Source organism: Paenibacillus massiliensis subsp. panacisoli DSM 21345 (assembly GCF_000426545.1).
Classification (GTDB): domain Bacteria; phylum Bacillota; class Bacilli; order Paenibacillales; family Paenibacillaceae; genus Paenibacillus; species Paenibacillus panacisoli.
Map to the genome: position 1 here is coordinate 38146 of NZ_AUFO01000032.1, position 26568 is coordinate 64713.

Below are 26568 nucleotides of genomic sequence, written 5' to 3' on the forward strand. Positions count from 1 at the left end.
AAGTATTATTGCATATTATTTAGTTGCTCGAGTAATTGCTTCTCTTCCGGATCAGCTTGGATTAGACGATCCTGCCAGACTTGGTCAGCTTGGCCTAGCTTCTGCGTCGCAGCAACATAGTACCGTGCAATCTCTTTGTTGGTAGCGTTGCTAAGATCCTCATTCAAGAAGCCTTGGAGAAGAGTGGTAGCCTCGGTTGCTTGGCCAGAGATAAACTGGATTTTTCCGATATTTAGTGCTATGTCCGGTGTAACTCCGAACGCGCGACCGGAGAGTTGGCCCTCTGGAAGTGCTTCAATGTGTTTAACACCTTCCAGAATACGTTGGTAAGCATTAAGGCCAGCTGCAAAATATTTCTCTTCAGCAGCAGTATTCTGCTGCTCTTTCGCTTGATTTCCTAAATAATAGGCGTGAGCTATTAGATTGTTGTACCAATTTATATCCCAGTTGTAGTGTGGGATAGTATTCTCTAAGATCTCAAACACTTTGGCGTTATCGTTCTTCAACTGATAATGATTCATAAGATTCGTTACAAATGACTTGTTGTATGGCTCCTGCTTCAAGGCACGATCGAGCAGCTCTTGGTCCGCATTATAGAATTGGTCGTCCTGTGTCTGTTGATAAAAAGATTGGTACATGGAAGATAGCATGATGACCGATTCGGGATGAGTTGGTCGTATTGACAAAGCATCTTGTATCTCAGTCTGGATTTGTTCCGCTGATCCACCTACGTTGTACAGATTTCTGGCTTCATTAATCGCGCCGTTGGACTGCAGGTAGCGCAATCCTGTAAAGAGAACGATAACTGTCAGAATCCCCATAGTAATCGAATACACAGGCTTGAATGCTGAACCCATCGTCAGGCGCTTTAGCGGCTGACTGTCCATGGCTGCAGCCATTCCTCCAAGTCCCATGAACACTAGCATACCCATGAATACATAGCTTAGGTTAAAGTCCAGGAAGCTGTGCACCAGAATGGATAAAGTGATGATAACATACAGGAAATGCCCTTCACGCTCTTCGTTCGTTTGCTTCATATAACCACGAATATATTTGTAGAACACATACAGCACGAATCCCATAAAGATTACAAATCCTAAGATACCGACTTCTACCAGATATTGAATAAAGAAGTTATGAGCTTGACGGCTGACATATGGATAATCCTGATAAGTCTCGTACAAGGATGCCCAGGCACCGCCGCCGGCTCCAATTACCGGATAATCAGCAAGAAGCTTGGACGCATCGCTATAGAAGGTGAACCGCTCCAATACACTGTGCTGCTGAAAATTAATTCCCTCAATCCGAGTCTGAACGTTCTCTGGCAATATGTTACGAAGACTTGTCCCAATCAGTAGATAAGCAACTACAGCTACAACTACTACTGAGCCAAGGGGAAGCCACAGATTCGCAAATCTACGTGTGTTCCAGCCACTGTCCTCAGTAGTCAACTTTGGAGCCAACTTATGCTGGATGAACCATAGTACTGCTGCTGTGACAGCGGACGCTGCAATAAGGATCAACCAAGCCTTAGCAGCTAAGCCTCCACTATAGGTCTCATTTAACTGCAGTCCCATGTTCGTAATCGGGACTAGAACAATAACAGACGCGATCCCGGCAACCGCACAGTGGATGATCCATAAGAGCTGCTGCCCAGGCTTGAAGAATAATAAAAGGATAACAAAAACAACTGGTAACAACACTAATCCCCCACGAGACAACGTCAGGAACAGTGAAACAAGAATAGGTACTAGCATAAATGCGTGCGTCATCCGCCCATACCAAGTCTTGGATTTCATCAAGCAGAATACTGCAGCGAACAAGAATGCCATCAGGAAGGCGGCATATGTATTGGCATATTGGAACACTGATGTAAGACGAAGACCGTTCGAATCGGTCATAACAGCATTGATATAACGATCGTTATGCACCATGCTGGAGAACCAGCCAACGAGCTTGCCGGCGAACACCCACTGCCCGAACCAGTTGATGAAGCCAAAGCCCACAATGATGTAAGCCAGTGACATTATCATGGTGTGCATGATTTTATTTCCCAATCGGTCTTGCATTAGGTACAATGAAAGGATGAATATGGAAGCATAGACACATTGCGCGAGTACCATATTCATAGCCAAGTAGTGCGAGGCAGCTGTGATTAACGAAATAATATATGACAACGGCAACAGAAGTACTATAATCGCCAGCCAGTCTCTTTGCTCTTCCAGCTTGAATTTCTTATAATAGGTTACAATGCCTGGGATGAACAAAAGTGAGGAGATGACTACAGCCCAATATAGCGGTCTTTCGAAATTCAGCTGTTGTCCGTTGAACAGCGCGGCCTGAAATGGTGCCCAGGTCCATAAGAGTATAATGCCAACAATTAACACCCAAAACATAGACGACCTTTTCTCGTCATGGGTCGACGTTCGGGTCTGTTTCCCGTATACTGGATTCGACAAGGTTTACAATCTCCTTTTCTTGTAGATACGTCAATATTTTAGCACATATTTCACTAGTAAAACACTGATCTTTGATTTGATCTATTAGGTACATTATATAAATTTAGGAGGAACAACGAATGAAAGGAATTATACTTGCTGGGGGATCAGGAACAAGGTTGTATCCATTAACAAGGGCTGTATCTAAACAATTGCTCCCAATCTACGACAAACCAATGATTTATTATCCACTCTCTGTACTGATGTTAGCAGGCATTAAAGAGATATTAATAATTTCTACTCCCAGGGATCTCCCATTATTTCAGGAGCTATTAGGGAATGGTGCATCACTAGGCATCACTATTGAATACAGTGTGCAAGAACAACCGAATGGACTTGCAGAAGCATTTGTAATCGGTGAGGAGTTTATTAATGGAGATCCTGTGGCATTGGTTCTTGGAGATAATATATTTTATGGTTTGAATTTCAGCAAAACTCTTCAAAAAGCTGCTCAGCTCACAGAAGGCGCTGTTATTTTTGGATGCAATGTAAAAGATCCTAGAGCATATGGAGTAGTAGAGTTCGATGCAGCCGGTAATGTGCTTTCTATAGAGGAGAAGCCAGACAAGCCAAAGTCCAACTATGCAGTACCTGGCTTGTATTTTTTTGATAGTGAAGTAGTATCCATCGCCAAGCAAGTGTCTCCATCAGCACGTGGGGAGCTTGAAATCACTTCAGTCATTGATGAGTACCTCAAGAAGTCGAAGTTAAAAGTAGAACTTCTAGGGAGAGGAATGGCTTGGTTAGATACAGGCACTCACGAGTCTTTATTAGAGGCGTCTAATTTTGTGGAGGCTATTCAAAAGCGCCAAGGGCTATACATAGCTTGCATAGAAGAAATTGCTTATCGCATGGGGTATATTAATAGCTCTCAATTGTCTTCTTTGGCAGAGCCGCTTTTAAAGACCGAGTATGGTCGCTATCTATTGGATATCGTGGCTAATGGATAAATATATAGTTCAATTCTCATTAAAGGGGTAATTTTTTTGCATTTGCATAAGAAATTAAAGTGGCTTTTAGTATTTTTCTTAATAGTTACTGCATGTTCATTTTTATTGAATATAGTTGTACAAACTCCTAGTACGATGCATCTGAAGGCAAATATCACAAACGAATTCACGGATGATTTTCAACTTTACCTATTAGACTCAGCTGATGACGAACTCTCTGAAGAAAATTCTGTGAAAGCAAACTATGCTACACCTAATGTCACTCAAGAACTGAAATTTAAAATGGATACTAATGTATTTAAAGTTAGATTTGATTTAGGGGCGCAACCATCTAAGCCAACTTTGTCTGACATAAAACTGACTTCTATATATCAAGATTACGACTTGCCACTAAGTAATATAACTATGAAGAATAGTAACCAAGTCTCAGATATTAAATTTAACGAAACTAGTGTCTCGTTTCAAACAGATGGTACAGATCCGTATGTTTATGTCTCCATTCCTAATAGCATTAAGAATGATGTCCTTAGAGATAATGCATATATTAAATATTTTTTGGTAATTGGCATCTCTTTGATTGTGTCCATAGTTATGTGTTTATTATTGAAGATTAGGAAGGATATCATTCATCTAATAAGGGAAATGGTAGAACACCGTGAGCTCATTTATCGTTTATCGTTAAATGATTTTAAGACAAGATACGCTGGTTCTTATCTAGGTGTTGTTTGGGCGTTTGTTCAGCCTGTTATAACTGTCCTTATCTATTGGTTTGTATTTGAAGTAGGTTTTCGATCAGGACCAGTGCAAGAGGTTCCCTTTATACTCTGGTTGGTAGCCGGAATAGTACCGTGGTTCTTCTTTGCAGAATCTTTGGGAAATTCAACGAATTCACTTATAGAGTACAATTACTTGGTTAAAAAGGTTGTCTTCCAAATTCGTGTTCTTCCTTTTATGAAGATTATATCGAGTAGTTATGTTCATATTTTCTTTATTCTAATTACGTTACTTATTTATGGAGTATATGGTCTGTACCCTGATATTTACTATATTCAGCTGATTTATTATTCTATTGCTGCTTTTGTTATGGTGTATAGTATTTCATTAATTACGAGTTCATTGATTGTGTTCTTTAAAGATTTAGGTCAGATTGTTAGCTTGGTGCTACAGTTTGGAATGTGGCTTACACCTATCTTATGGAATTCAACCATGCTTCCTAGCCAGTTCAGATGGATACTGAAGATTAACCCAGCTTATTATGTCGTTGAGGGTTATAGAGACTCTTTGATTTATAAGGTATGGTTCTGGGAGAGATATAATCAATCTATCTATTTTTGGTTGCTGACTGCTGTATTCTTTGTTCTGGGTATAGTGATCATGAAAAAACTTAAACCTCACTTTGCTGATGTGTTGTAGGATGGTGTGAACATGGAGAGTTCAATTATTTCAATTCAGAGTATTTCAAAGATATATAAATTATATGATTCGCCTATCCATCGTTTGAAAGAATCTCTTAGTATCAAAAAAAGAAAATATCACAAAGAATTTTTTGCGCTAAATAATATATCCATGTCTGTAAGCAAAGGCGAGATAGTTGGCCTTATTGGGAAAAATGGAGCTGGGAAATCCACACTTCTTAAGATTATTACAGGTGTGGTGTCTCCTAGCTCAGGAGATGTAGTTGTTGAAGGTAAAATTTCTGCATTGCTAGAGTTGGGTGCAGGCTTCAATCCAGAGTATACGGGAATAGAAAATGTATTTCTCAACGGTATGATGATGGGTTTTTCGAGAGAAGAAATGGAAGCGAAGCTACCATCTATTTTAGACTTTGCTGATATAGGCGATTTTGTTCATCAACCTGTAAAATCATATTCAAGTGGGATGTTTGCAAGACTAGCATTCTCTGTTGCAATAAATGTCGATCCAGAGATTCTAATAGTAGATGAAGCTTTGGCTGTTGGTGATTTGAAATTCCAATTGAAGTGTATGGAGAAATTTAATGAGTTCAGAGATAATGGGAAGACTATTCTATTCGTCTCTCATGATATTAATAGTATAAAAAGATATTGTACAAGAGCAATATGGATTAACCAGGGCAAAATCGAGGCCCAAGGTGACACAGAGACTGTATGTGATCGTTATACTGACTTTCTAAAGTATGGTGAAGACAAAACGAAAAAACCGATTTTTGGTAAAGTGCCATCAGAGACAAGGGTATTGAACAAAGAAATTGTCGGTTTTGTTGAAGATGTATCTATTATTAATCAGACTAATGAACATGGTAATGAGATACAAAGTGGTGAGGATTTTAAGATTAAGATTGATTTTGTGATGAATCAAGAAGATATAGATATTGTAGTAGGAGTAGCTGTTCATACAATTGACAATATTTATGTATGTGGATTGAACACTCTATTAGATAAAGTGAAAATCGACTATAAGAAAGGTCAGAACACTATATATTTAAATTATTCTGATTTTAATCTTCTAGGTGGCAGCTACTATTTTGATGTTGCTTTGTTTGAAAAAAATGCTCATGTTCCCATTGATTATAAAGCACAAGTTTGTGACTTCTTTGTAAAAGCCCCATATGTTGCTGAAGGTCTTTGTGTCTTACCCCATTCTTGGAGTATGAAAGGATGAGCTTAAATGAAGTACGATTTCGAATTAGACTTGAACTCTAATAATTCTTTGGCGCTGATAGCTAAAGAAATTGAGGCTCATGCAACAGTGCTGGAATTTGGTCCAGCTGCAGGAAGATTAACTCGTTACATGAAAGAGAAATTACAGTGCGATGTTTATATCGTGGAAATAGATCAAGAGGCAGCCATTAAAGCTTTACAATATGCAAAAGAGGGAATAGTAGGAGATATTGAAAGTTTAGAGTGGCTGGAGAAATTTAGGGATATAAAGTTTGACTATATCATTTTTGCAGACGTATTAGAGCATCTGTATAACCCGCAACGTGTCCTGGAGTCTGCTGCTTCCTTATTAAAGGAAAATGGCTCGGTATGTATTTCTATTCCGAACATTGCACATAACAGTGTAATCATTGAAATGTTGCATAACAAATTTCAGTATAGACCAATAGGCATTTTGGATGATACACACATTCGATTTTTCACCTATCCTACGTTGATAAATATGATAGAATCCAGTGGATATGTCACAGTTAAGGAAAGTGCCGTAATAAAAAGGGTTGGTGAGACGGAGATCGGCAATTTTTTTGACGGACTCCCCAATTCTGTTTCAGCTTTTCTAAAGACACGTGACTTCGGAGATGTATACCAATATGTGCTGAAGATAAGAAAGAATGACCCGTTGTCTGAAGAGGGTGTACTTAGAAATATTCCTTTAACTAGCAATTACTATTTTTCGCAGTTGTATGTGGATACAGGACAGGGTTTTAGCGAAAGTCAAACGATTATTAATAACAAAACTTACTCTGGCCAGATCACTTTCGAGCTAGATAATTTTGAAGAAGTGAGCCGCCTTAGATTTGACCCATTGAATGTCAGTTGTTCTCTAAAAATTGAGAACATAGAGTTGATTGCGAAGGATGGAACAACTCATACACTTGATTCTTATGAGACGAATGCAGAATACGTACAAGATAATTTTTGTGTCTTTTTCAATTCTGATCCACAAATCCTAATGGATCTACATGGCTTTTTTGATTTGCAAAAAGTTGTAATTACGTTATCTATAATTGATCAAGAATTTGATAAATACAAGTTTATAGACGTTCTGGTAGAAAATATTGAGGAAACTAAGAGAGAACAATCTATACTTTTAGGGCAGTTAGATGAACGAAGTGATACCGTCCGTTTTTCTAACGAAAAATTAAATAAGTTGAAAGAAATATTAGACAATCTGTTGCAAGAAAAAGAGAGCCTGGAAAAAGAGAACGATGAATACGAATCAGATATATACGAAGTAAGGAAAGAGAAAGAAGAATTGACTGTATTAGTAGAAAAGTTAACACAAGATCTAGAAGCTAAAGTACATGAATTTACAAAAAGTATAAATGAACAAACGCAACAATTAGATGAACGTACTCAACAATTAGATGAACGTACTCAACAATTAGATGAACGTACGAGAAGCTTCTTAGAACAGGAAGAGAAAATGAAAGAAATGAGTGCGACCATTGGAAATCTAGAAGCAAAAGTCAGTGAACAATCAGATGAATTAAATAGAATTTATGCATCAAAAAGATGGAAATTAATATCTAAATTCAAGAAAATGGGTGTGGATTAATGTCAGTAGGTCATTTGTTGGATACAATTAATGCCGTATTAGATAGAAACACAAAAAAAAATAACATGCTTAGGACCTCTGACGTTTTCAAGACTAATAACGTTAGCAATTTAGGGACTAATGAAAATAACCAATTTTACGTGCTTGAATCGGATCAAGAGGCACAAATAACATTCTCAGTAAGCAGAGAAATTCAATTTGTGAAATTTATTTATTGCATCTTTAATTCTAACGACCAAGGTAAAGTAAGTCTTGTTTGTCACGGAGAACATGGGGAACTACAGAAATTTGATGTAGGGGATTTTAATGGCACAAGTATCCCTTTTTATTTTAAGACGCATTTCAATATATCGAGAATTGATGTCCATCTTAGTTCTTCTGAATCCTTTGAGATCAGCCAGCTTGAGCTAATAGGAATCTCCAAAAGTGAATATGTGTATAATAAACTCAAAATGTATGGGGTAAAACTTAATAAGACGATTAGGCTTCAGCCTCATTTGCGCAAGAGATTCTTTCAGGAGATTAAGGCATCAGGATTCAAATTAGCAATAGCTAAAGTTAAACAAAAGCTATACAGTACTGACCCTCAGACGAATATTATAGAGTTTCATAATCAGGTTACAATTGAAAGCAAGAGTGCTGTAAATAATGAGAAGGCAATTTTATTCATAGTGCATGATGCCCAAAATGCAGGAGCTTCGATCTTGTCATTAAATATGATTAAGATTCTTAAGAGTGTGTATGGTAAAAGGATTATTGCCATTCTACTTAAAGGAGGGCCCCTGGAAAAAGATTTCGCAGAAGTTGCTGAGGTAATCAGTCTACATCAACATTCATTATCTTTTCTTGAAAATGAAAAGGAAGTAAATGATATAGTTCGCTCTTTATCAATGAGTGGTGTAAAGTACTGCATAGCTAATTCAGTAGTTTCAAGTATTCTAGTTAAAACTCTTAAAAACAATGGCATTGAAACGATTTCCTTAATTCACGAATTACCCACTTCAATCCATACGTATAACTTTACAGAGGCCGCCAAGCTTGCAGCTCGCTATGCAACAAAAGTCGTTTTTCCTAACCAGTTTGTTAAGGATAACTTTGTCGAGTATTTCCCTCTTGATGAGGAACGATCTCTGATTATGCCTCAAGGTATATATAAAAAAAGATCAAAGAATTTAGATAAAGAGCTTGCGAAAGCTCAGTTGCATAAAAGGTTAGGGATACCCAATGATGCAACTGTTTTATTGGGTTGCGGATATGGTGACCTTAGAAAAGGTCTTGATTTATTTTTCAAACTAGCTCAGGAGTTGGTTCATAAGAAGCAGCTTCGTCATATGCATTTCGTGTGGATGGGTGAGACTGAAGGAATTCTTGAAAAATGGTTGATGCATGATGCGAATACTTTAGGACTCACCAATAATATTCATATGATTGGGTTCCAGTCTGACCCGCTACCTATTTTTGAAGGAGCCGATCTTTTTGTTTTAACTTCTCGAGAAGATCCTTTTCCCTCTATTGCACTAGAAGCCATTGATAATGGGACTCCGGTTGTTGCCTTTAAAGATGGTGGAGGAATGCCTGAGCTTGTAACTGAGCTTGGTATTAGCCCAATACCTTATCTGGATGTCAGTTCAATGGCTATGGAAGTAGAGAGAATTCTGGGGAATGAAGACATTTACAGTTCAATTGTTAATAGAGGACACAAAGCAATAGAGGAGAAGTTTAATTTTACGACATATGTTGGCGACATTTTGAAGAGTATTGAGCCGTCGACAACTGAAAAACTTGATTATAAGGTTTCAGTAATTATTCCAAATTATAACTACGAATCTTTTATTGAACAAAGACTTCTATCAATTATTAACCAAACTGTAACACCATATGAAATTATCTTCTTGGACGATGTGTCGAAGGACAATAGTGTTAATTTGGCAAGAAAAATTTTGAATGAGCACAATATTAAACACAAGGTTATTGTCAATCAACAGAATGTAGGTTGCTTTGGGCAATGGATTAACGGAATTAAAGAAGCTGAAGGAGATATTATCTGGATAGCTGAAGCCGATGATTTGTGTGAGTCCGTTATGCTTGAAAGATTGCTTCCAGCATTTAAAGATCAGGAAGTTAATCTTTCCTATGCACAGTCTCAAATCATCGATGAACATTCAAATAAAGTAGACTATCATTATACTCAATATACCGATGACTTATCTGTTGATAAGTGGTTACAATCGTATTGTATTAGTGGAAAAGATGAAGTTGTTCAAGGTTTAGGTATCAAAAACACTATTCCTAATGCTAGCGCAGTTCTTATGAGAGCATCTGCACTAGCAGGCATTGACAAAGAGTTGAAGAACTACAAGATCGGTGGGGATTGGTTCGGCTATTTGTTTGTTCTGAAGCAGGGTAAAATTTCATTTACACCTGAAATCTTAAATTACCACCGTAGACACTCTCAAAGCATCATTAGCAGAAATGAACAAAAGGTTGACCTTTATAGAGAACTGCTAGACATTAAGCAATATATTATTGACACTTATGAATTACCTGTGAGTATGCTGGACAGATTCCTGGAACAAGTTCCTAAAGATTATGAAAGGCTAGGATGTGCAGGTTATAGTAGTAGAAATATCTTTGATAACCCGGAATTAGCAGAGAAAATGAAACTGGTTAAAGAAAATGCAGTGCTAAAATTTTCCGGCACGAACTATTTAAGCGAAACGAAGAATTTACTTTTTGTTACGCCTGATTTTGAAGTTGGTGGGGGACAAATGCTGGTTATAAGACTTGCGAATTTCTTCTCAACTTTCCAAAATGTGTACATTTACAATGCTAGACCTTGGCTGGAGGAAGAATCTGTGCTTAAAATGATTTCTCCTTCTGTGAAGGTGTTGCCTAGCACGGGTAACCCAGAAGAATTAAAATCTTATATTGAAAATCTTAATATTGACACAATTAATTCTCATATTTGGTGGTCTGATAAGATCGTCTTTAATGCAATAAAAGAAAGCAAAGATATAAATTGGGTATTATCTATGCATGGATGTTATGAGGCTCTTCAACAAAATCCTGATTGGGACCATGATTTTTTGAATATAGTCCCGATGGTTTTAGAGAGAGCTAATCATATTATTCACGCAACAGATAAAAATCTGAAGATCTTTGAGCAGGTAAAAGTATCAGAGCCAAATAAAATAAAAAAGGTATACTATGGATATGACTTACAAAGCATTCCTGAAAAAGACAAGGCTATATTAGGTATTAAGCAGAATGATTTTGTATTTGGCTTAGTTTCTCGTGCCATTAAAGAAAAAGGCTGGGAAGAAAGTATACAGGCTATAATAAAATTAAATAAAGAAAGTAACTCGAATTCCCATCTCATCTTGGTTGGCGACAGTGAGTATTCTAAAGCTCTTAAAGAAAAATATAAGAATTATGATTATATCCATTTTATTATGGACTTGCGGGAACCTTCTGAATGGATTGGCTGGGTTAAGGTTTTTGATGTAGCGTTGTTACCAACTTATTTCATCTCGGAGAGCTTACCTAATTCAGTAATCGAGTATTTAGCTTACGATAAACCAGTAATCTCTACCAACATTGGGGAAATTCGTTACATGATTCAATCTCAAGAAGAGAATAAGTCAGCTGGAATTTTACTTGAGCTAAATCAAGGTATTGTTAATGTTGATGACATTGTTGATGCCATGAAGGTAATGACTAATGAACCGGAGAAGTTTTTGGAATATAAAGAGAATACCTCGGTATTGTTCAAACAATTTACTATGCATAATTTTGCAAGTAGATATTACGATTATTTTTGAATAGCTGTTAAAGTCACTGGTCTTAATGATCGGTGACTTTAACAATGTAGAAAGGAAAGACCCTATGAACACAATTGTTTTTGGAGGGGCAGGGTTTATTGGGGCCGAGCTAATTAAAAGGCTTTGTTCTAGAGGCACGAAGGTAACTCTTTATGACCGTAATATCAACAAAAAAAAGTTGCCAGAAGGAAAGTATAATGTAATTGAGGGCGATTTTTTTTCGGAAACTAATTTTAAGAGTTATCTAGAGGGAAAAGATACTATTATTCAGTTAATTAGTAGCGTTACACCCTCTAGTTCAATGGAAAATGTATTGGAGCCATATTCTAAAGATGTTATTAAAACATTAGAGTTAATAGAGGCTGCAAAAGAAGTGGGCATTAAAAAGATTATATTCTTGTCTTCAGGTGGAACTGTATATGGAGAAGTAAATGCTGATTTACTGAATGAGATGATGCCGTGTTCTCCATTAAATCATTATGGAAATATGAAGCTAACAATTGAAAAAATCTTACTCATGTACAACAAGCTATTTAATATGAACAACATTATACTTAGAGTTGCGAACCCTTATGGTGCTGGACAGTCACCTGATAAAAAAATTGGAGCAATCTCTATTTTTATGCATCGTATTCTAAATAATGAACCAATATCCATTTATGGTGAAGGACAAATTGTCAGAGATTACATTGAGATTTCAGATGTGTGCGAGGCAATTATTACATCTTTAAAATATGAGCCTCCGCGAAATGATTCAGATCCGATATTTAATGTAGGCACTGGAAGAGGGTTATCGTTACTTGAAATCATTCGCTTAATTGAAATGGTTACAGGTACTGATGCCATAGTTAAATTCTACAGTGAAAGAAGTTATGATGTTAAGAGAAATGTACTTGATCCCCGTAAAGCTCAGGAGAAGCTAGGTTTCTATTCTAAAGTAGCGGCAGAAAAAGGCATTGAATCCCTATATAGAAGTATTAGAGGAATTAATTAATGAAGGTATCGGTTGTCATTCCGAACTACAATGGTGACATATACTTACAGGATTGCCTTTGTTCTTTGAAAAATCAAACATTCACTGATTTTGAAGTGATCCTAGTGGACAATAATTCGACTGATAATAGTATTAATCTAGCTCAGTCTGTCCTTCCTAGTATTACCATAATAAAATTGGCTTCAAATTTGGGATTCAGTAAAGCCGTAAATACCGGGATTATGAGATCTCAAGGTGAGTTTGTTGTGCTTTTAAATAATGATACAATAGCTTATGCTGACTGGCTTTTTAATCTAGTTCATTGTATCGAGCAAGATACATCAATTTTTTCATGCTCTAGCAAAATGTTGATTTATCATGACCCTTGTTTGGTGGATGACGCTGGAGATACGTATACTATTTTTGGTAATGCTTATCAAGAGGGGCATGGACAACACAAGCATTTTTTTGACAAAGATCAGGATGTCTTTAGTGCTTGCGCGGGTGCTGCAATTTACAGACGGAGCCTCTTTGATAAAATAGGGTATTTTGACGAACGTTTTTTTGCATATCTGGAGGACGTTGATATTGGATATAGAGGAAGGTTATATGGGTTTCGAAATGTCCTCTGTTCTACTGCCGAGATACTCCATATAGGAAGTGCAACAACTGGTGGAGGGTTTTCTCCTCTAAAAGTAAAGCTGTCAGCAAGGAATAATATTTTTTTAATATACAAAAACATGCTTCTTGTTCAAATCTTGCTTAACTCCCCTTTTTTGCTTTTAGGATTATTCATGAAATATCGCTTCTTCAAAAAAAAAGGCTTATCTAAAGAATACATTGAGGGTCTACTAGAGGCGTTTCGTTATTTAAAAAATCAACGAATTGAAAAAAGTCAATATAAGATGAAATATGTCATTTCTGTACAACATTGGCTTGTAAAAAAAGGGGTTTATTCTTTCTGGATTAAAGTTCAAAAACTGCTTAAATAGGGCCACTAGTGTTAATCACCTTTTATATATGTACCCAATATAATAATTAAACTATAACTAGACACTCTAGGTAAATATCTGAGCTTAAGTGAAAGGAGCAAAAATGTGAAAGTAATCTCTTTGAAGCTAGACGGTGCAAAAATAATTGAGCCTGCAGTATACGGTGATCATAGAGGTTTTTTTACAGAAAGTTATAATGAAAAATTGTTCCATGATAATGACATCAAGTATAATTTTCTGCAAGATAATCACTCACTCTCAGCAGAGGCTGGAGTATTACGGGGGTTGCATTATCAAATTTCACCCAAAGCCCAAACTAAGTTAGTAAGGGTGATATCGGGAGCGATATATGATGTAATTGTGGACATTCGTAAAGACTCAGCTACTTTTGGTGAATGGGTAGGGGTAATAATAAGTGAGCACAACAAGCGACAACTTCTGGTTCCAAAAGGCTTCGCTCATGGTTTCTGTACACTCGTTCCTAATACTCAGGTTCTTTATAAAGTAGATGAGTACTATTCACCTGAGCATGATCGTGGGATACTGTGGAATGACCCTAACTTGAATATTGATTGGCCTACATCTAAAGTAATCTTGTCTGAAAAAGATACAAAACATCCGCTATTTGAAGAGATTGATTTTGAATTAGTTTGATGTTTTGGACACTAAAATACATTTGTAATCATGGAGGACTTTATGAAACTTCTCGTCACCGGCGGCGCCGGTTTTATCGGCAGTAACTTTGTCATGTATATGCTGCAGCAGCATCCAGATTATCAAATTATCAACATAGATGCGCTTACCTACGCGGGAAATCTGGAGAATTTGAAATCTATCGAGCAAAATCCCAACCATACCTTCGTAAAGGCTGATATCACAGACACTCAGGCGATCGATCAACTGATGCAGCAAGGGATTGATGTTGTTGTCAACTTTGCGGCTGAATCGCATGTGGACCGGAGTATTTTGGAGCCTGAAGTATTCGTGAAGACCAATGTGCTGGGAACCCAGGTGTTGCTGGATGCGGCCAAGAAGTATGGTGTAACCAAATTTGTACAGGTATCCACCGATGAAGTCTACGGTTCACTGGGTGAGACAGGTCTCTTCACTGAAGAGACACCTCTACAGCCTAATAGCCCTTACTCTGCTTCCAAGGCCGGTGGGGACTTGCTCGTGCGTGCTTATCATGAGACCTTCGGCTTACCTGTGAACATCACACGTTGCTCCAACAACTATGGACCTTATCAGTTCCCGGAGAAGCTGATTCCGCTTATGATCTCTCGTGCGTTAAATGATCAGCAGTTGCCTGTATACGGAGATGGCTTGAACATCCGTGATTGGTTGTATGTAGAGGACCATTGCAGTGCCATTGATCTGGTCATTCATAACGGTAAGCTTGGTGAGGTCTACAATATTGGTGGCAACAATGAGCGTACCAATGTGCACATCGTCAAGACGATCCTGGCTGAGCTAGGTAAGCCAGAGTCGTTGATTTCCTATGTAGAGGACCGTCCTGGCCATGATCGCCGCTACGGCATTGACCCGACCAAGACGATGAATGAACTGGGCTGGAAGCCGAAGCATAATTTTGAGACGGGAATCAAAGAAACGATCCAATGGTATCTGGCCAATAAAGAATGGTGGACGCGCATTCAGTCTGGAGACTATCAAGCATACTACCAGCAGCAATATGCTTCCCGCTTGGGGGATCAATAGATGAAAGTCATGGTGACGGGAGCGGCTGGGCAACTGGGGACAGATGCCGTACGCATTTTCACGGAACAAGGCCACGAAGTACTTGCTAGTGATCGTGCGCAGCTCGATATTACAGACCAGCAGCAGACGTTAGATGCCGTTACAGCCTTTAAGCCAGACGCTATTGTCCATTGTGCAGCGTATACGGCTGTAGATGCTGCTGAGACAGACGTGGACGGTGCTTATCGTGTCAATGCAGTAGGTACACGTAATCTGGCCGTCGCTGCTGAACGGGTAGGAGCAAAGCTCATTTACATTAGTACGGATTATGTCTTCGATGGCCAATCGGAGCAAGCCTATCATGAATATGACAATACGAACCCCCAGTCCATCTATGGTAAATCCAAGCGAGCTGGTGAGGTTCATACTCAGACGTTATCCTCACGTTATTTCATTGTGCGTACTTCTTGGGTGTACGGCTTACACGGCAATAATTTTGTGAAGACCATGCTGAAGCTTGGACAGGAAAAGCCAAGTCTTCAGGTCGTACACGATCAGAAGGGTTCACCCACGTATACCGTGGATCTGGTGCATTTTTTGGCTGAGCTGATGCTTACTGATAAATATGGAATATACCATGCCTCAGGCAGTGGTGCCTGCACCTGGTATGAGTTCACGCAAGCCATTTTTGAGGAAGCTCGGGACATTATGGGGCTTACTATTCAAGCGGAGCTGCACCCTTGCACTACAGACCAGTTCCCACGCCCAGCTCATCGTCCAGCTAATTCGGTGATGGAGCATCTGTCGATTCGTACGAATGGCTTCAGTGACTTGCGGCCTTGGCGTGAAGCACTGAAGGATTTTCTCAAGGAGCTTTCAGCTTAGCCTATACCGAATCATACACTCTTTATGAAAGCAACCTCTCCCTCCAGCGTTAACTGGAGTGGTGAGGTTATTTGTTTTAAGGAGCTGTAGATTGCATGCCGCTTGAGACACGTAATATACTTTGAAGGGTGAGGTTGAGTGTTTTTTTAATTTGTGTTTTAGAAGAGGAGGACAGCCGTTGTATACAGTTCTTGTCCTAATGTCCACCTACAATGGTGAGAAGTACATAGATGAGCAAATGCAGAGTTTGCTGGCTCAAGAAGAAGTAAATCTTCATATACTCGTCAGGGATGATGGCTCGAAAGACAATACACTAGAGAGGCTGAGTCATTGGGAAAGCCAATACCCGAATCATATTACGACTATGCTAGCATCCAATATAGGAGTGGTGAGGAGCTTTTTTGAGCTAATAGAGCAATGCCCAGACCAGTACGATTACTATGCGTTCTGTGATCAGGATGATGTGTGGTTGTCTACTAAGCTAATCAGTGCGATTCACAAGCTGAATGCTCACTCCAAGTTATCTACTGAGTTGTCCAATGAACAGGCTGACACACGTCCTCTAATGTATTGCTCTACGACGCAGATGACTGATGAGGCTTTGAATCCTACGAAGCTATGGCCACCTATGCCAGAGAAGAGGCTCAGCCCCTATAACGCGCTGATTGAAAATGTATGTGTAGGTTGTACAATGCTGATGAATCGTGAAGCGATGCTGCTGATCAAGCAACAGATGCCTAAGCAAGTGGATAAGGTCATCATGCATGATTGGTGGGTCTATTTGTCTGTATCTTGTTTTGGTGAGGTGGTGTTCGATGAGAAGTCTTACATCCTGTATCGGCAGCATCAGCATAATGCGCTGGGGGGAGCTACAGACCGGTTATTTAGCAAATGGGTAAAACGGATTAAAAGGTTCATAAAGGGGAAAAACCGATATATTCTCAGCATACAGGCCGATGAATTTATGGCTACCTTTGGAGAGCGTGTCAAGCCTACATATCAGCAGGACATCAACAACTTCCTGAGGGCTTACCGCAAAGGCCCTGTTCGACGACTCCAATATATTCTTCAGACCCCTTTTTATAGACAGTCTGCTTCAGATCATTTTATTTTTAAGCTGGTCTACATAATGGGCAAGCTGTAGTCTGCATTTTTCTCCAGATGCTGGAACTTTTCTCGCAAAGAAACGTCTACATAGATGTAAGACGTCTCTTTGCTGTGTCGAAAATCCCTCAGTGAAGCATCTCTACCGTCACAGCGCAGCACAATATGCTATAATCATTGATAGATTACGATGAAGTCAGGAGATTAGCTTTCATGGATGTAAGCATATTGATCGTCAATTACAACACGCAGCGCCTAACCTTGGACTGTCTTGCATCGGTATACGCGTCACAGACCCGGTTCAGCTATGAGGTCATTGTGATTGACAATCATTCCAGTGACGGTTCCGTGGAGGCGATACGCGCACAATTTCCAGCAGCTACTCTGATTGCGAATGAGGAGAACACCGGATTTGCCAAAGCCAATAATCAAGGCATGGATGTAGCCTCCGGGCGATACATACTGCTGTTGAACTCAGATACGCTGATGCAGTTGGACACACTGGAGACTATGGTTGAGTTGATGGATAGCCGTCCGGATCTCGGGGCAGCAGGCTGTAAAGTAATCTTACCCGACGGTTCACTGGATAAAGCATGCAAGCGAGGCTTTCCTACCCCATCTGCGTCATTTTATTATGCGTTCGGCTTTTCCAAGCGCTATCCCGATAATCCCAAGTATAATCAGTATCAGCTAGGGCATTTGGACCCGGATGAAGAATATCCTGTAGATGTGCTTGTTGGGGCATTTATGCTGGTGCGTCGAGAGACCATTGACCAGATCGGAGGGCTGGACGAGACCTTCTTCATGTATGGTGAGGATATTGACTGGTGCTACCGAATCAAACAGGCTGGATGGGGTATTTACTACTATCCACGCACATATATTGTTCATATCAAGGGAGGCAGCGCCAGACGTCGTCCGCCAAAGATCATCTATGAGTTTCATAGAGCGATGTGGGTGTTTCATCGCAAGCATTATTACAGCAAGTATAATCTATTTACGAATATAGCCGTCTGGTCAGGTATTGCGTTGAAATATACAATGGCCATGGCGATGAATCGTTTCAGGGCACCTGCACCGCCCAGACCGTCGAATACGCATGAAGAATCACGTACCGAGGTGAAAGCATGATTCGCAGAAATCAGCGTTTCCTAACACAACTGTATATTTTGGCAGATTTCGCAGTCATTCAGTTCTCCTTCCTGATTGCCTGGTTCATTAAGTTCGAGAGTGGGCTCATCCCATATGAGCAGCCGCTTCCTATTGAGGTGTACGGTGGATGGAGTCTGATCTACGGGACCATTGCGGTGTCTATCGGGATTATGATCGGGCTCTATACGACCACTCGTAAGAAACGATATGCCGATGATCTGATGAAGATCCTGCAGACCCATGTTGTGGGCTTGTTCGTTCTCTTGAGTGTCATGTTCTTTGTGAAAGAGATCAACATCTCACGGGGATATCTGGCTATCTATATGGTGGCTAACGTACTGCTGATACTGTGTTACCGTTACTACGTGAAGAAGGTATTAAAGGCTGTTCGTCAGAAGGGCTATAATAAACAGTTCGTATTAATTCTTGGTGCGGGCACACTCGGCAAGACATTCTATGCCAATCTCCAGCAGTATCCGGATCTGGGTTATGAGGTAATCGGATTTCTCGATGACAAGCGTACATGGTCTGAGGAGGAGGAAGGTCTGTATCAGCCGATTCTTGGTACGCTCGGTGACCTTGAGGCTACCTTAAAGCGACTGATGATTGATGAAGTCATTCTGGCCCTTCCGCTGGATGCTCACCACAAGTATCCAAGAATCATTAATCAGTGTGAAAAAGCTGGTGTTCGCACGCTGATCATTCCAGACTTTTTTGATTACTTGCCGGCACGCCCCTACTTCGATAATTTTGCAGGTATGCCGATGATCAACGTCAGAGATATTCCACTGGATATCGCGGCTAATCGACTGTTCAAACGAACCTTCGACATCGTGTTCTCGCTGTTTGCGATTATACTTACGTCACCAGTCATGCTGGCTGTGGCGATCGGAGTGAAGCTGACCTCACGCGGACCTATTATTTTCAAGCAGGAGCGAGTAGGGCTTAACCGTCGCACATTCTATATGTATAAATTCCGTTCTATGCGATTACTCCCACCAGGTGCAGCAGATACAGGCTGGACGATTGAGAATGATCCAAGACGGACAAAGTTCGGTTCCTTTATTCGCAAGACGAGCCTTGATGAGCTTCCACAGTTCTTTAATGTGCTCTTGGGACATATGAGCGTCGTCGGGCCACGACCGGAAAGACCGTTCTTCGTAGATCAGTTTCGTGAGGAAATCCCGAAATACATGGTCAAGCATCACGTGCGACCAGGAATTACGGGCTGGGCGCAGAGCAATGGCCTTCGCGGAGATACCTCCATTGAGGAGCGGATTAAGCATGACATTTTCTATATTGAGAACTGGTCGTTGCTTTTCGATATCAAAATTATTTTCCTGACCATCCGCAATGGCTTCAAAAATGCATATTAATCATGAGAAGCATGAAAAGATTTTTTAGTTAGTTTTTGAGTCAGTTATGCTTATAAACAAGCTTATGGTACGTAAACTATCAAGCACTCATGACCATTATCTTATTAGAAAATTATTGAGCCTCATCACGGCGTTCAAGCCGGGTGAGGTTTTTTGTTGTCGCATGGACAGCTGATGATGCACAAGTAAGTTCCACAAGAAGGATTGCTTTCTCTGTTCATTATGCAATGAGAAGTGAGGAATTAGTGGGAAGAGGTAGGCAGAGGTAGGCAGAGTAGGGATATGAAGAGTAACAACAAGGTGAAGTGCGGTTAGGTGTTGAAGTGGAGGTGCTATTGTGGAAAAGAAAACGGAGAAATAACTTTTATCCACAGAAATGAGTGCTAAGAATGAGTTTTACTGACTTACCCACAGTTTATAAACAGATGTTAACAGGTTACTCACAATATTCACAGTGTTCATCCACAAGTTATCCCTAGTTATAAACATTCTGTGCACAGTTTGTGCTTATCTCGGGGATAAAATCGGTATGATCGTCCCTGTTATTCAGTCATTATCCCTAAAATGTTAGGAAGTTAAGTTTTTGACTTAGTTAATGTACCGCCGACTAAGAAGTTATTCACATGTATGCGTTCTTCGAGTTCCATCTTGGGGTAGTAGGGGAAAGGATATGCACAGATATGCTCTTCTTTTGATGACCTGTAAATAAAGCGACCTTTCATACCAGATCTTTTTTAATTCCTTTTGCCCTGCCAATGATCAGTCTTTTAGAGGTTTACTATTGAACGGGGTAACCTGTTTATTACATACGAATCGCGAGTAATGCAGCATTCTGAGGGTCTAATTCTGAATAGGTATAAATTGTTCGTATAAAATGCGAACATCAAATTGACTTGCATCCCTCGCTGTCTTAGACTAATCCTAGCAGGTTAACCGTTAACGTGGAGGAATGAGGCTTGAAGGAACAGTTGAGAGCATGGAGGCATGTATTTAAGCTTGATCCGGACAAGATTGTATCGGATGAAGCGCTGGATGCTGTCTGCATGTCAGGCACAGATGCTATAATGATCGGCGGCTCTTCGGGAGTTACCTATGATAACACCGTTGACTTGCTATCACGTGTGCGCAGATATGAACTGCCGTGTGTACAGGAGGTGTCGGAGCTTGAAGCAGTTGTCCCTGGCTTTGACCTGTATATGGTGCCGATGGTGCTGAACACGCAGGATTCCAATTGGATTATGGGACAGCATCGTGTGGGCATCGAGCGCTTTGGCTACATGATTCCGTGGGAGCTCGTCGTAGCTGAGGGGTACATTGTATTAAATGAACATGCGACGGTGGCCAAGTTGACTGGCGCAGATGCACGGATTGATACGGATGCAGTAGCAGCTTATGCACAAATAGCCGACAGATTGATGTCCCTCCCGATCGTGTACCTGGAATACAGCGGAACATATGGAGACATGAGCACAGTTCGGCGTGTGCATCGCTCATTAGATCAGGCACAGTTATTTTATGGTGGCGGGATAACTACGGCCGAGCGAGCTGCAGAAGCAGCGGCAGCGGCAGATACCGTTGTTGTCGGTAACATTGTGTACGATGATCTGGAGCAGGCACTAGCTACGGTAAGTGCAGTCAAGGATGTTTTACGTAGTTAATTTCAAATTATATAGTAGCTATCTTAGTTGATTAGTAGTTTTTTGTAGTGATTCAGAAGTGATTATCTATTCAAGTTTATGAAAAATGGGAGGCAACGTAACATGCAGCCGATTGATATACATGAGGCAATACAACGTCTCAATCCACCGCAACGACAAGCGGTAGAAGCGACAGAAGGACCCCTACTGATCATGGCAGGTGCCGGCTCGGGAAAAACACGCGTGCTGACGCATCGCATTGCGTACCTGATCGCTACGCGCAAGGCACCGCCTTGGAGCATACTGGCGATTACCTTTACGAACAAGGCGGCCCGCGAAATGCAGGAGCGTGTATCCAAGCTGATTGGCTCAGCTGGACGGGACATCTGGGTATCGACATTCCACTCCATGTGCGTTCGAATTCTGCGCAAGGATATAGAACGAATTGGCTTTACCTCGAACTTCAGCATTCTGGACTCGGGAGACCAGCTCTCCGTGATCCGCGCATGTATGAAGGACCAGAACATTGATACGAAGAAATTCGAGCCTAAGGCAGTACAGGCTATGATGAGTGCAGCCAAGAATGAGCTGGTAACCCCGGAAATGTATGAGCGCAAGATTGGCGATTATTTCGAGGGAATTGTGTCCAAAGTATATACCATGTACCAGAAGCGCTTGAAGAGCAACAACTCCCTGGACTTTGATGATCTGATCATGACTACGATTCAGCTCTTCAAGGAAGTGCCGGAGGTACTGGATTTCTATCAGAAGAAGTTCCAATACATCCATGTCGATGAGTATCAGGATACGAACCGGGCCCAGTATATGCTAACCCGCATGCTGGCAGACAAGCATCATCGTATTTGTGTTGTAGGGGATAGTGATCAGTCCATCTATCGCTGGCGTGGAGCAGATATCTCGAACATTTTGAATTTTGAAGAGGATTATCCTGAGGCACGCACGATTCTACTGGAGCAAAATTACCGCTCGACCTCCAATATCCTGAACGCAGCGAATGAAGTCATTGCCCAGAATAGCGGACGTAAGCCCAAGAAGCTGTGGACGGACAAAGAAGGCGGACCAAAGATCAAGGTCTATCGGGCAGACTCGGAGCATGATGAAGGATACTTCATTGCTTCGGAGATTCAGAAGAACGTTAAGGCTAACAAGAACTACAGTAATCATGCGATTTTGTATCGTACTAATGCGCAATCCCGGGTTGTGGAGGAAATACTCATCAAGTCGGATATTCCTTACCAGATTGTAGGGGGCGTGAAGTTCTATGATCGGAAGGAGATCAAGGATCTGCTTGCGTATCTACGCCTTTTATCCAACCCTGATGATGATATCAGTCTCATTCGCATCATTAACGTTCCCAAGCGGGGAATAGGTGATACTACGGTAGCCAAACTGCAAGGTGCTGCGGGTGAGCGTGGTATTTCGATTTTCCGAATCCTGCAGGTTGTGGATGATCTGGGCTTCGCGGGACGCACACGTAATGCGCTTGTTGAATTTTACGATATGATTGCGGCTCTACATCAGATGGTGGAGTACCTGTCTGTGACGGAGCTTACGGAAAAGATACTGGAAATGTCCCAGTACCGAATGGAGCTGCAGCAGGAAAATACGCTGGAGTCCCGAGCTCGTCTGGAGAATATTGATGAGTTCTTATCTGTGACGATGGAATTCGAGAACAAGAATGATGATAAGTCATTAGTGTCATTCCTGACGGACCTTGCCCTCATTGCGGATATTGATTCCATGAATGATGATCCTGAGGAGCAGGCGGATTCTGTCATTCTGATGACGATGCATAGTGCCAAGGGGCTGGAGTTCCCGGTTGTCTTTATCGTGGGCATGGAGGAAGGAGTATTCCCGCATAGCCGTGCTTTCCTGGACCAGGAAGAGCTGGAGGAAGAGCGTCGACTGGCTTATGTAGGGATTACTCGGGCCGAGCAGCAGTTGTTCTTGTCCTGTGCGCAGAGCCGAACTTTGTTCGGACGGACTACGGCGAATCCACCATCCCGCTTCCTGGAGGAGATTCCCGAGGAGCTTAAGGAAGATACCGGAGTGGCAAGAGATCGCTATCGACGTGGAAGTAACATCGGAGGCTCTTATGCTGGGAAAGGTCTTGGTTCCAGTGGAAACAGCAATTTTGGAGGCGGTCGCTCTTTCGATGCCCTGAGTCGTAGTGGCTCCAGTGCAACCTCTACCTCTACTTCGCGGGTTACCGTATCTGGCCCAGGCGCCAAGCCTGCAGCTCCAAGCAAGGCAAGCGACGGCTCCTTTGCCGCAGGCGATAAGGTGCAGCATGGCAAATGGGGAACAGGCACGATTGTGGCAGTCAAAGGCACCGGCAATGATATGGAGCTTCAAATTGCGTTCCCTGCTCCAGTTGGCGTCAAGCGGCTGTTGGCGGGCTTTGCTCCCATTACCAAAGTGGAATAATGAATAAAGGAGTGGCTTCTTAATGGACCCTATGCACAGAATGGAAGAGCTAGTCACTGAGTTGAACCGTTATAACTATCATTATTACACCTTGGATGAGCCTTTGGTCAGCGACAAGGAGTATGACGTATTGTACGACGAGCTACTCCGCCTGGAGCAGGAAAGTGGCGTGAGCCTACCGGATTCTCCGACGCAACGCGTGGGTAGTGAGATCCTGAAGGGCTTTACACCGCATCGCCACCTGGCTCCGCTCTGGAGCCTGGATAAGGCTCAAAATACGGAGCAGCTTCAGTCATGGAATGCTAGGGTTATCAAGCTGGTTACGGATTACAATGCCAAAAACCCGGATCAGCCACTCCCTGTACCGAGCTATGCAATTGAGCTTAAGTTCGATGGATTAACCTTGAATCTAACCTATACAGATGGCAAGCTGGTTCAGGCTTCTACCCGGGGTAACGGTGTCACGGGTGAGGGCATCCTTGCGCAAGTCAAGACCATCAAGTCTGTACCATTGAATATCCCCTATCGTGAGGGGACGATTGAGGTGCAGGGCGAAGGGATTATGAACCTGTCTGTATTGGCTAAATATAATGAGACTGCAGCAGAGCCACTCAAAAATGCACGGAATGCAGCTGCAGGAGCCCTGCGCAACCTGAATCCGAAGGTCACAGCAGAGCGCAAGCTGAATGCTTTCTTTTACAATGTGGGCTACAGTGACGGAATTCAATTTGACAATCATCAGGAAATGATGGCGTTTCTGAAGGATAACCAGTTTAAGGTGAATCCTTACTTGACTTACTTCGATAGCTTTGAGGAAGTCATGGAGCAATTGACGGAGATCGAGCAGGGAAGATCCGAGCTTGATTTTCTGATCGATGGGGCTGTTGTGAAGATCACAGATATGCGTACGCGTGAAGTGCTTGGATATACTGACAAATTCCCACGCTGGGCGGTTGCCTATAAATTCGAGGCTGAAGAAACGACCACTGTGCTTGAATCTGTAAGCTGGAATGTGGGGCGTACTGGCAAGGTGACTCCGCTCGCGCGAGTGGAGGCGGTAGAACTGGCGGGTGTCACCGTTCAGAATTGTACCTTGAATAATGCGGGAGATATAGAACGCAAGAATCTTAAATTTGCACTGGGGACACGTGTGTTCATTCGACGCTCCAATGACGTCATTCCGGAGATTTTGGGTAAAGTGACGGAAGAGCAGGACGGAGAAGAAATCGTCACACCAGATCATTGTCCAGCCTGCGGCTTCCCGTTGGTACAGCGAGGTGCGCATTTGTTCTGTGACAACAAGCTGGGCTGCAAGCCACAGATCGTTGCACGTATTTCGCATTTCGCTTCCCGGGATGCGATGGACATCGAGACTTTCAGTGACAAGACCGCTGTTCAATTGCATGATGAGCTGGAGCTTCGAGAGCCAGCTGATCTGTACAGCCTGGAGTTTGACCAGTTATTGAAGCTGGAGCGGTTCGGCGAGAAAAAGGCGAATAATCTGCTCGCGGCGATCGAGAAGAGCAAAGATCGTGATCTGGCTTCCTTCCTGTATGCGCTAGGTATTCCTAACACAGGCAAATCTACTACACGTATGCTTGCTGATCACTACCGGGATCTGACTCGTGTGATGGAAGCAACGGTGGAGGAGCTGGTAGAGCTGCCGGATGTCGGCGGTATTGTAGCGGAGAGCATCGTAGCCTTTTTCGCAGATCCGTTCACTCGTGCGGCCATTGAGAAGATGCTGAATGCTGGCGTCAAAGCAGAAGCTCCTGCGGCAGTGGAGCCTGTGCAGACAGATAGTTATTTCAGTGGAAAGACAGTCGTACTTACGGGAACCCTCCATCAGCTCACACGTGATGAGGCCACTACTCGTCTGGAACGTCTTGGGGCGAATGTTACTGGCTCGGTATCCAAGAAGACGGACCTTGTTATTGCAGGTGAAAAAGCGGGAAGCAAGCTGGCGAAGGCCAAGCAGCTAGGTATTGATACGATTGAAAGCGAAGATGAGTTCATTCGTTTACTTAATGAGCAATGAGTAGATGATACGAGTAACTGGTCTTTTGAACCTTAGTTAGCAGCTGTATATTAGCAACTGTAAATGTAACATGCTGCACGGCCCGGGCTTGCCCTGGGCCGTTTTTTTATTAATGTCGTTGAGACACCGATGGAATGAATATCTCTCTACATTACTTTTGCGTGGGGGAGACTATCATGGATGTTATTTTGGTTAGACAGCTGTAAAAGGGCAGAAATTAAAAAAAGCTTGCTTTGTTAGATTGGATGTGATAAATTATTATTCGTTGCCCTGATATGAAGTATATCGAGCGGAAACGACAAAAAATAAAATGTGTTGACAACAATGTTCGACACATGATATTATAAAATTCCTGACGCAGACGATTGAATGTGTCAGACAAGTTCCTTGAAAACTGAACAAATGGACGATGTAATAAATGAGATATTAAATCTCGTCAGATTCAAAATGAGCTATCGCTCTTTTCAATAACTTTATTGGAGAGTTTGATCCTGGCTCAGGACGAACGCTGGCGGCGTGCCTAATACATGCAAGTCGAGCGGACGGATGAAGAAGCTTGCTTCTTCTGAGGTTAGCGGCGGACGGGGGAGTAACACGTAGGCAACCTGCCCTCTGGACTGGGATAACTACCGGAAACGGTAGCTAATACCAGATAATTCACTTTTTCGCATGGAGAAGTGAGGAAAGACGGAGCAATCTGTCACCGGAGGATGGGCCTGCGGCGCATTAGCTAGTTGGAGAG

General features: G+C 41.7%; 17 protein-coding genes and 1 rRNA gene. 17 read left to right on the forward strand and 1 reads right to left on the reverse strand.

Annotated elements, in window-relative coordinates; genetic code table 11:
• Window positions 1–5: 5 nt before the first annotated feature.
• Window positions 6–2459: an O-antigen ligase family protein gene (locus tag K331_RS0120340; RefSeq protein ID WP_028591720.1), complete on the reverse strand. Its 2454-nt coding sequence runs from the start codon at window positions 2457–2459 to the stop codon at window positions 6–8.
• 119 nt (window positions 2460–2578) lie between these two features.
• On the opposite strand from K331_RS0120340, the gene rfbA reads away from it, so the two are divergent.
• From rfbA to K331_RS0120425, 17 genes are all read left to right on the forward strand, one after another.
• Window positions 2579–3448 (forward strand): glucose-1-phosphate thymidylyltransferase RfbA, encoded by an 870-nt coding sequence (gene rfbA, locus K331_RS0120345; RefSeq protein WP_028591721.1) that lies wholly within the window; start codon window positions 2579–2581, stop codon window positions 3446–3448.
• Window positions 3449–3484: 36 nt separating this feature from the next.
• Window positions 3485–4861, forward strand: a complete 1377-nt coding sequence (locus K331_RS32785) for an ABC transporter permease (protein WP_226383650.1) — start codon at window positions 3485–3487, stop codon at window positions 4859–4861.
• A gap of 12 nt (window positions 4862–4873) precedes the next feature.
• Window positions 4874–6088, forward strand: a complete 1215-nt coding sequence (locus tag K331_RS0120355; protein WP_028591723.1) for an ABC transporter ATP-binding protein — start codon at window positions 4874–4876, stop codon at window positions 6086–6088.
• 6 nt (window positions 6089–6094) lie between these two features.
• Window positions 6095–7705 carry a class I SAM-dependent methyltransferase gene (locus tag K331_RS30020; protein WP_036635416.1) on the forward strand — a complete coding sequence of 537 codons (1611 nt, stop codon included), beginning with the start codon at window positions 6095–6097 and terminating at the stop codon, window positions 7703–7705.
• The gene (locus K331_RS0120365) at window positions 7705–11526 is read left to right on the forward strand and encodes a glycosyltransferase (protein WP_028591724.1); all 3822 of its coding nucleotides are present in this window, start codon (window positions 7705–7707) and stop codon (window positions 11524–11526) included. The genes K331_RS30020 and K331_RS0120365 overlap by 1 nt, the downstream gene beginning before the upstream one ends.
• A gap of 64 nt (window positions 11527–11590) precedes the next feature.
• On the forward strand, window positions 11591–12520 hold the full coding sequence (locus K331_RS0120370; protein ID WP_028591725.1) for an NAD-dependent epimerase/dehydratase family protein: 930 nt from the start codon (window positions 11591–11593) through the stop codon (window positions 12518–12520).
• Window positions 12520–13491 (forward strand): glycosyltransferase family 2 protein, encoded by a 972-nt coding sequence (locus K331_RS0120375; protein ID WP_028591726.1) that lies wholly within the window; start codon window positions 12520–12522, stop codon window positions 13489–13491. The genes K331_RS0120370 and K331_RS0120375 overlap by 1 nt, the downstream gene beginning before the upstream one ends.
• A gap of 105 nt (window positions 13492–13596) precedes the next feature.
• Entirely contained in the window at window positions 13597–14145 is a 549-nt protein-coding gene (gene rfbC / locus K331_RS0120380) for a dTDP-4-dehydrorhamnose 3,5-epimerase (protein ID WP_028591727.1), read from the forward strand.
• 42 nt (window positions 14146–14187) lie between these two features.
• Complete coding sequence (rfbB, locus tag K331_RS0120385) at window positions 14188–15207, forward strand: dTDP-glucose 4,6-dehydratase (protein WP_028591728.1); 1020 nt, start codon at window positions 14188–14190, stop codon at window positions 15205–15207.
• Window positions 15208–16071: a dTDP-4-dehydrorhamnose reductase gene (rfbD, locus tag K331_RS0120390; RefSeq protein WP_028591729.1), complete on the forward strand. Its 864-nt coding sequence runs from the start codon at window positions 15208–15210 to the stop codon at window positions 16069–16071.
• Between the two features lie 178 nt (window positions 16072–16249).
• Complete coding sequence (locus K331_RS0120395) at window positions 16250–17215, forward strand: glycosyltransferase family 2 protein (protein ID WP_226383651.1); 966 nt, start codon at window positions 16250–16252, stop codon at window positions 17213–17215.
• Between the two features lie 173 nt (window positions 17216–17388).
• On the forward strand, window positions 17389–18306 hold the full coding sequence (locus K331_RS0120400) for a glycosyltransferase family 2 protein (protein ID WP_028591731.1): 918 nt from the start codon (window positions 17389–17391) through the stop codon (window positions 18304–18306).
• A complete protein-coding gene (locus K331_RS0120405; RefSeq protein ID WP_018887676.1) occupies window positions 18303–19703 on the forward strand; it encodes an undecaprenyl-phosphate glucose phosphotransferase in 1401 nt (466 codons plus the stop codon). Before K331_RS0120400 ends, K331_RS0120405 begins: the two co-directional genes overlap by 4 nt.
• Window positions 19704–20659: 956 nt before the next feature.
• The gene (locus tag K331_RS0120410; RefSeq protein WP_028591732.1) at window positions 20660–21361 is read left to right on the forward strand and encodes a heptaprenylglyceryl phosphate synthase; all 702 of its coding nucleotides are present in this window, start codon (window positions 20660–20662) and stop codon (window positions 21359–21361) included.
• 102 nt (window positions 21362–21463) lie between these two features.
• A complete protein-coding gene (gene pcrA, locus K331_RS0120415) occupies window positions 21464–23788 on the forward strand; it encodes a DNA helicase PcrA (protein WP_028591733.1) in 2325 nt (774 codons plus the stop codon).
• A gap of 22 nt (window positions 23789–23810) precedes the next feature.
• A complete protein-coding gene (gene ligA / locus K331_RS0120420; RefSeq protein WP_028591734.1) occupies window positions 23811–25826 on the forward strand; it encodes an NAD-dependent DNA ligase LigA in 2016 nt (671 codons plus the stop codon).
• Between the two features lie 473 nt (window positions 25827–26299).
• Window positions 26300–26568: ribosomal RNA gene (locus K331_RS0120425) — 16S ribosomal RNA — on the forward strand; the annotation flags it as partial.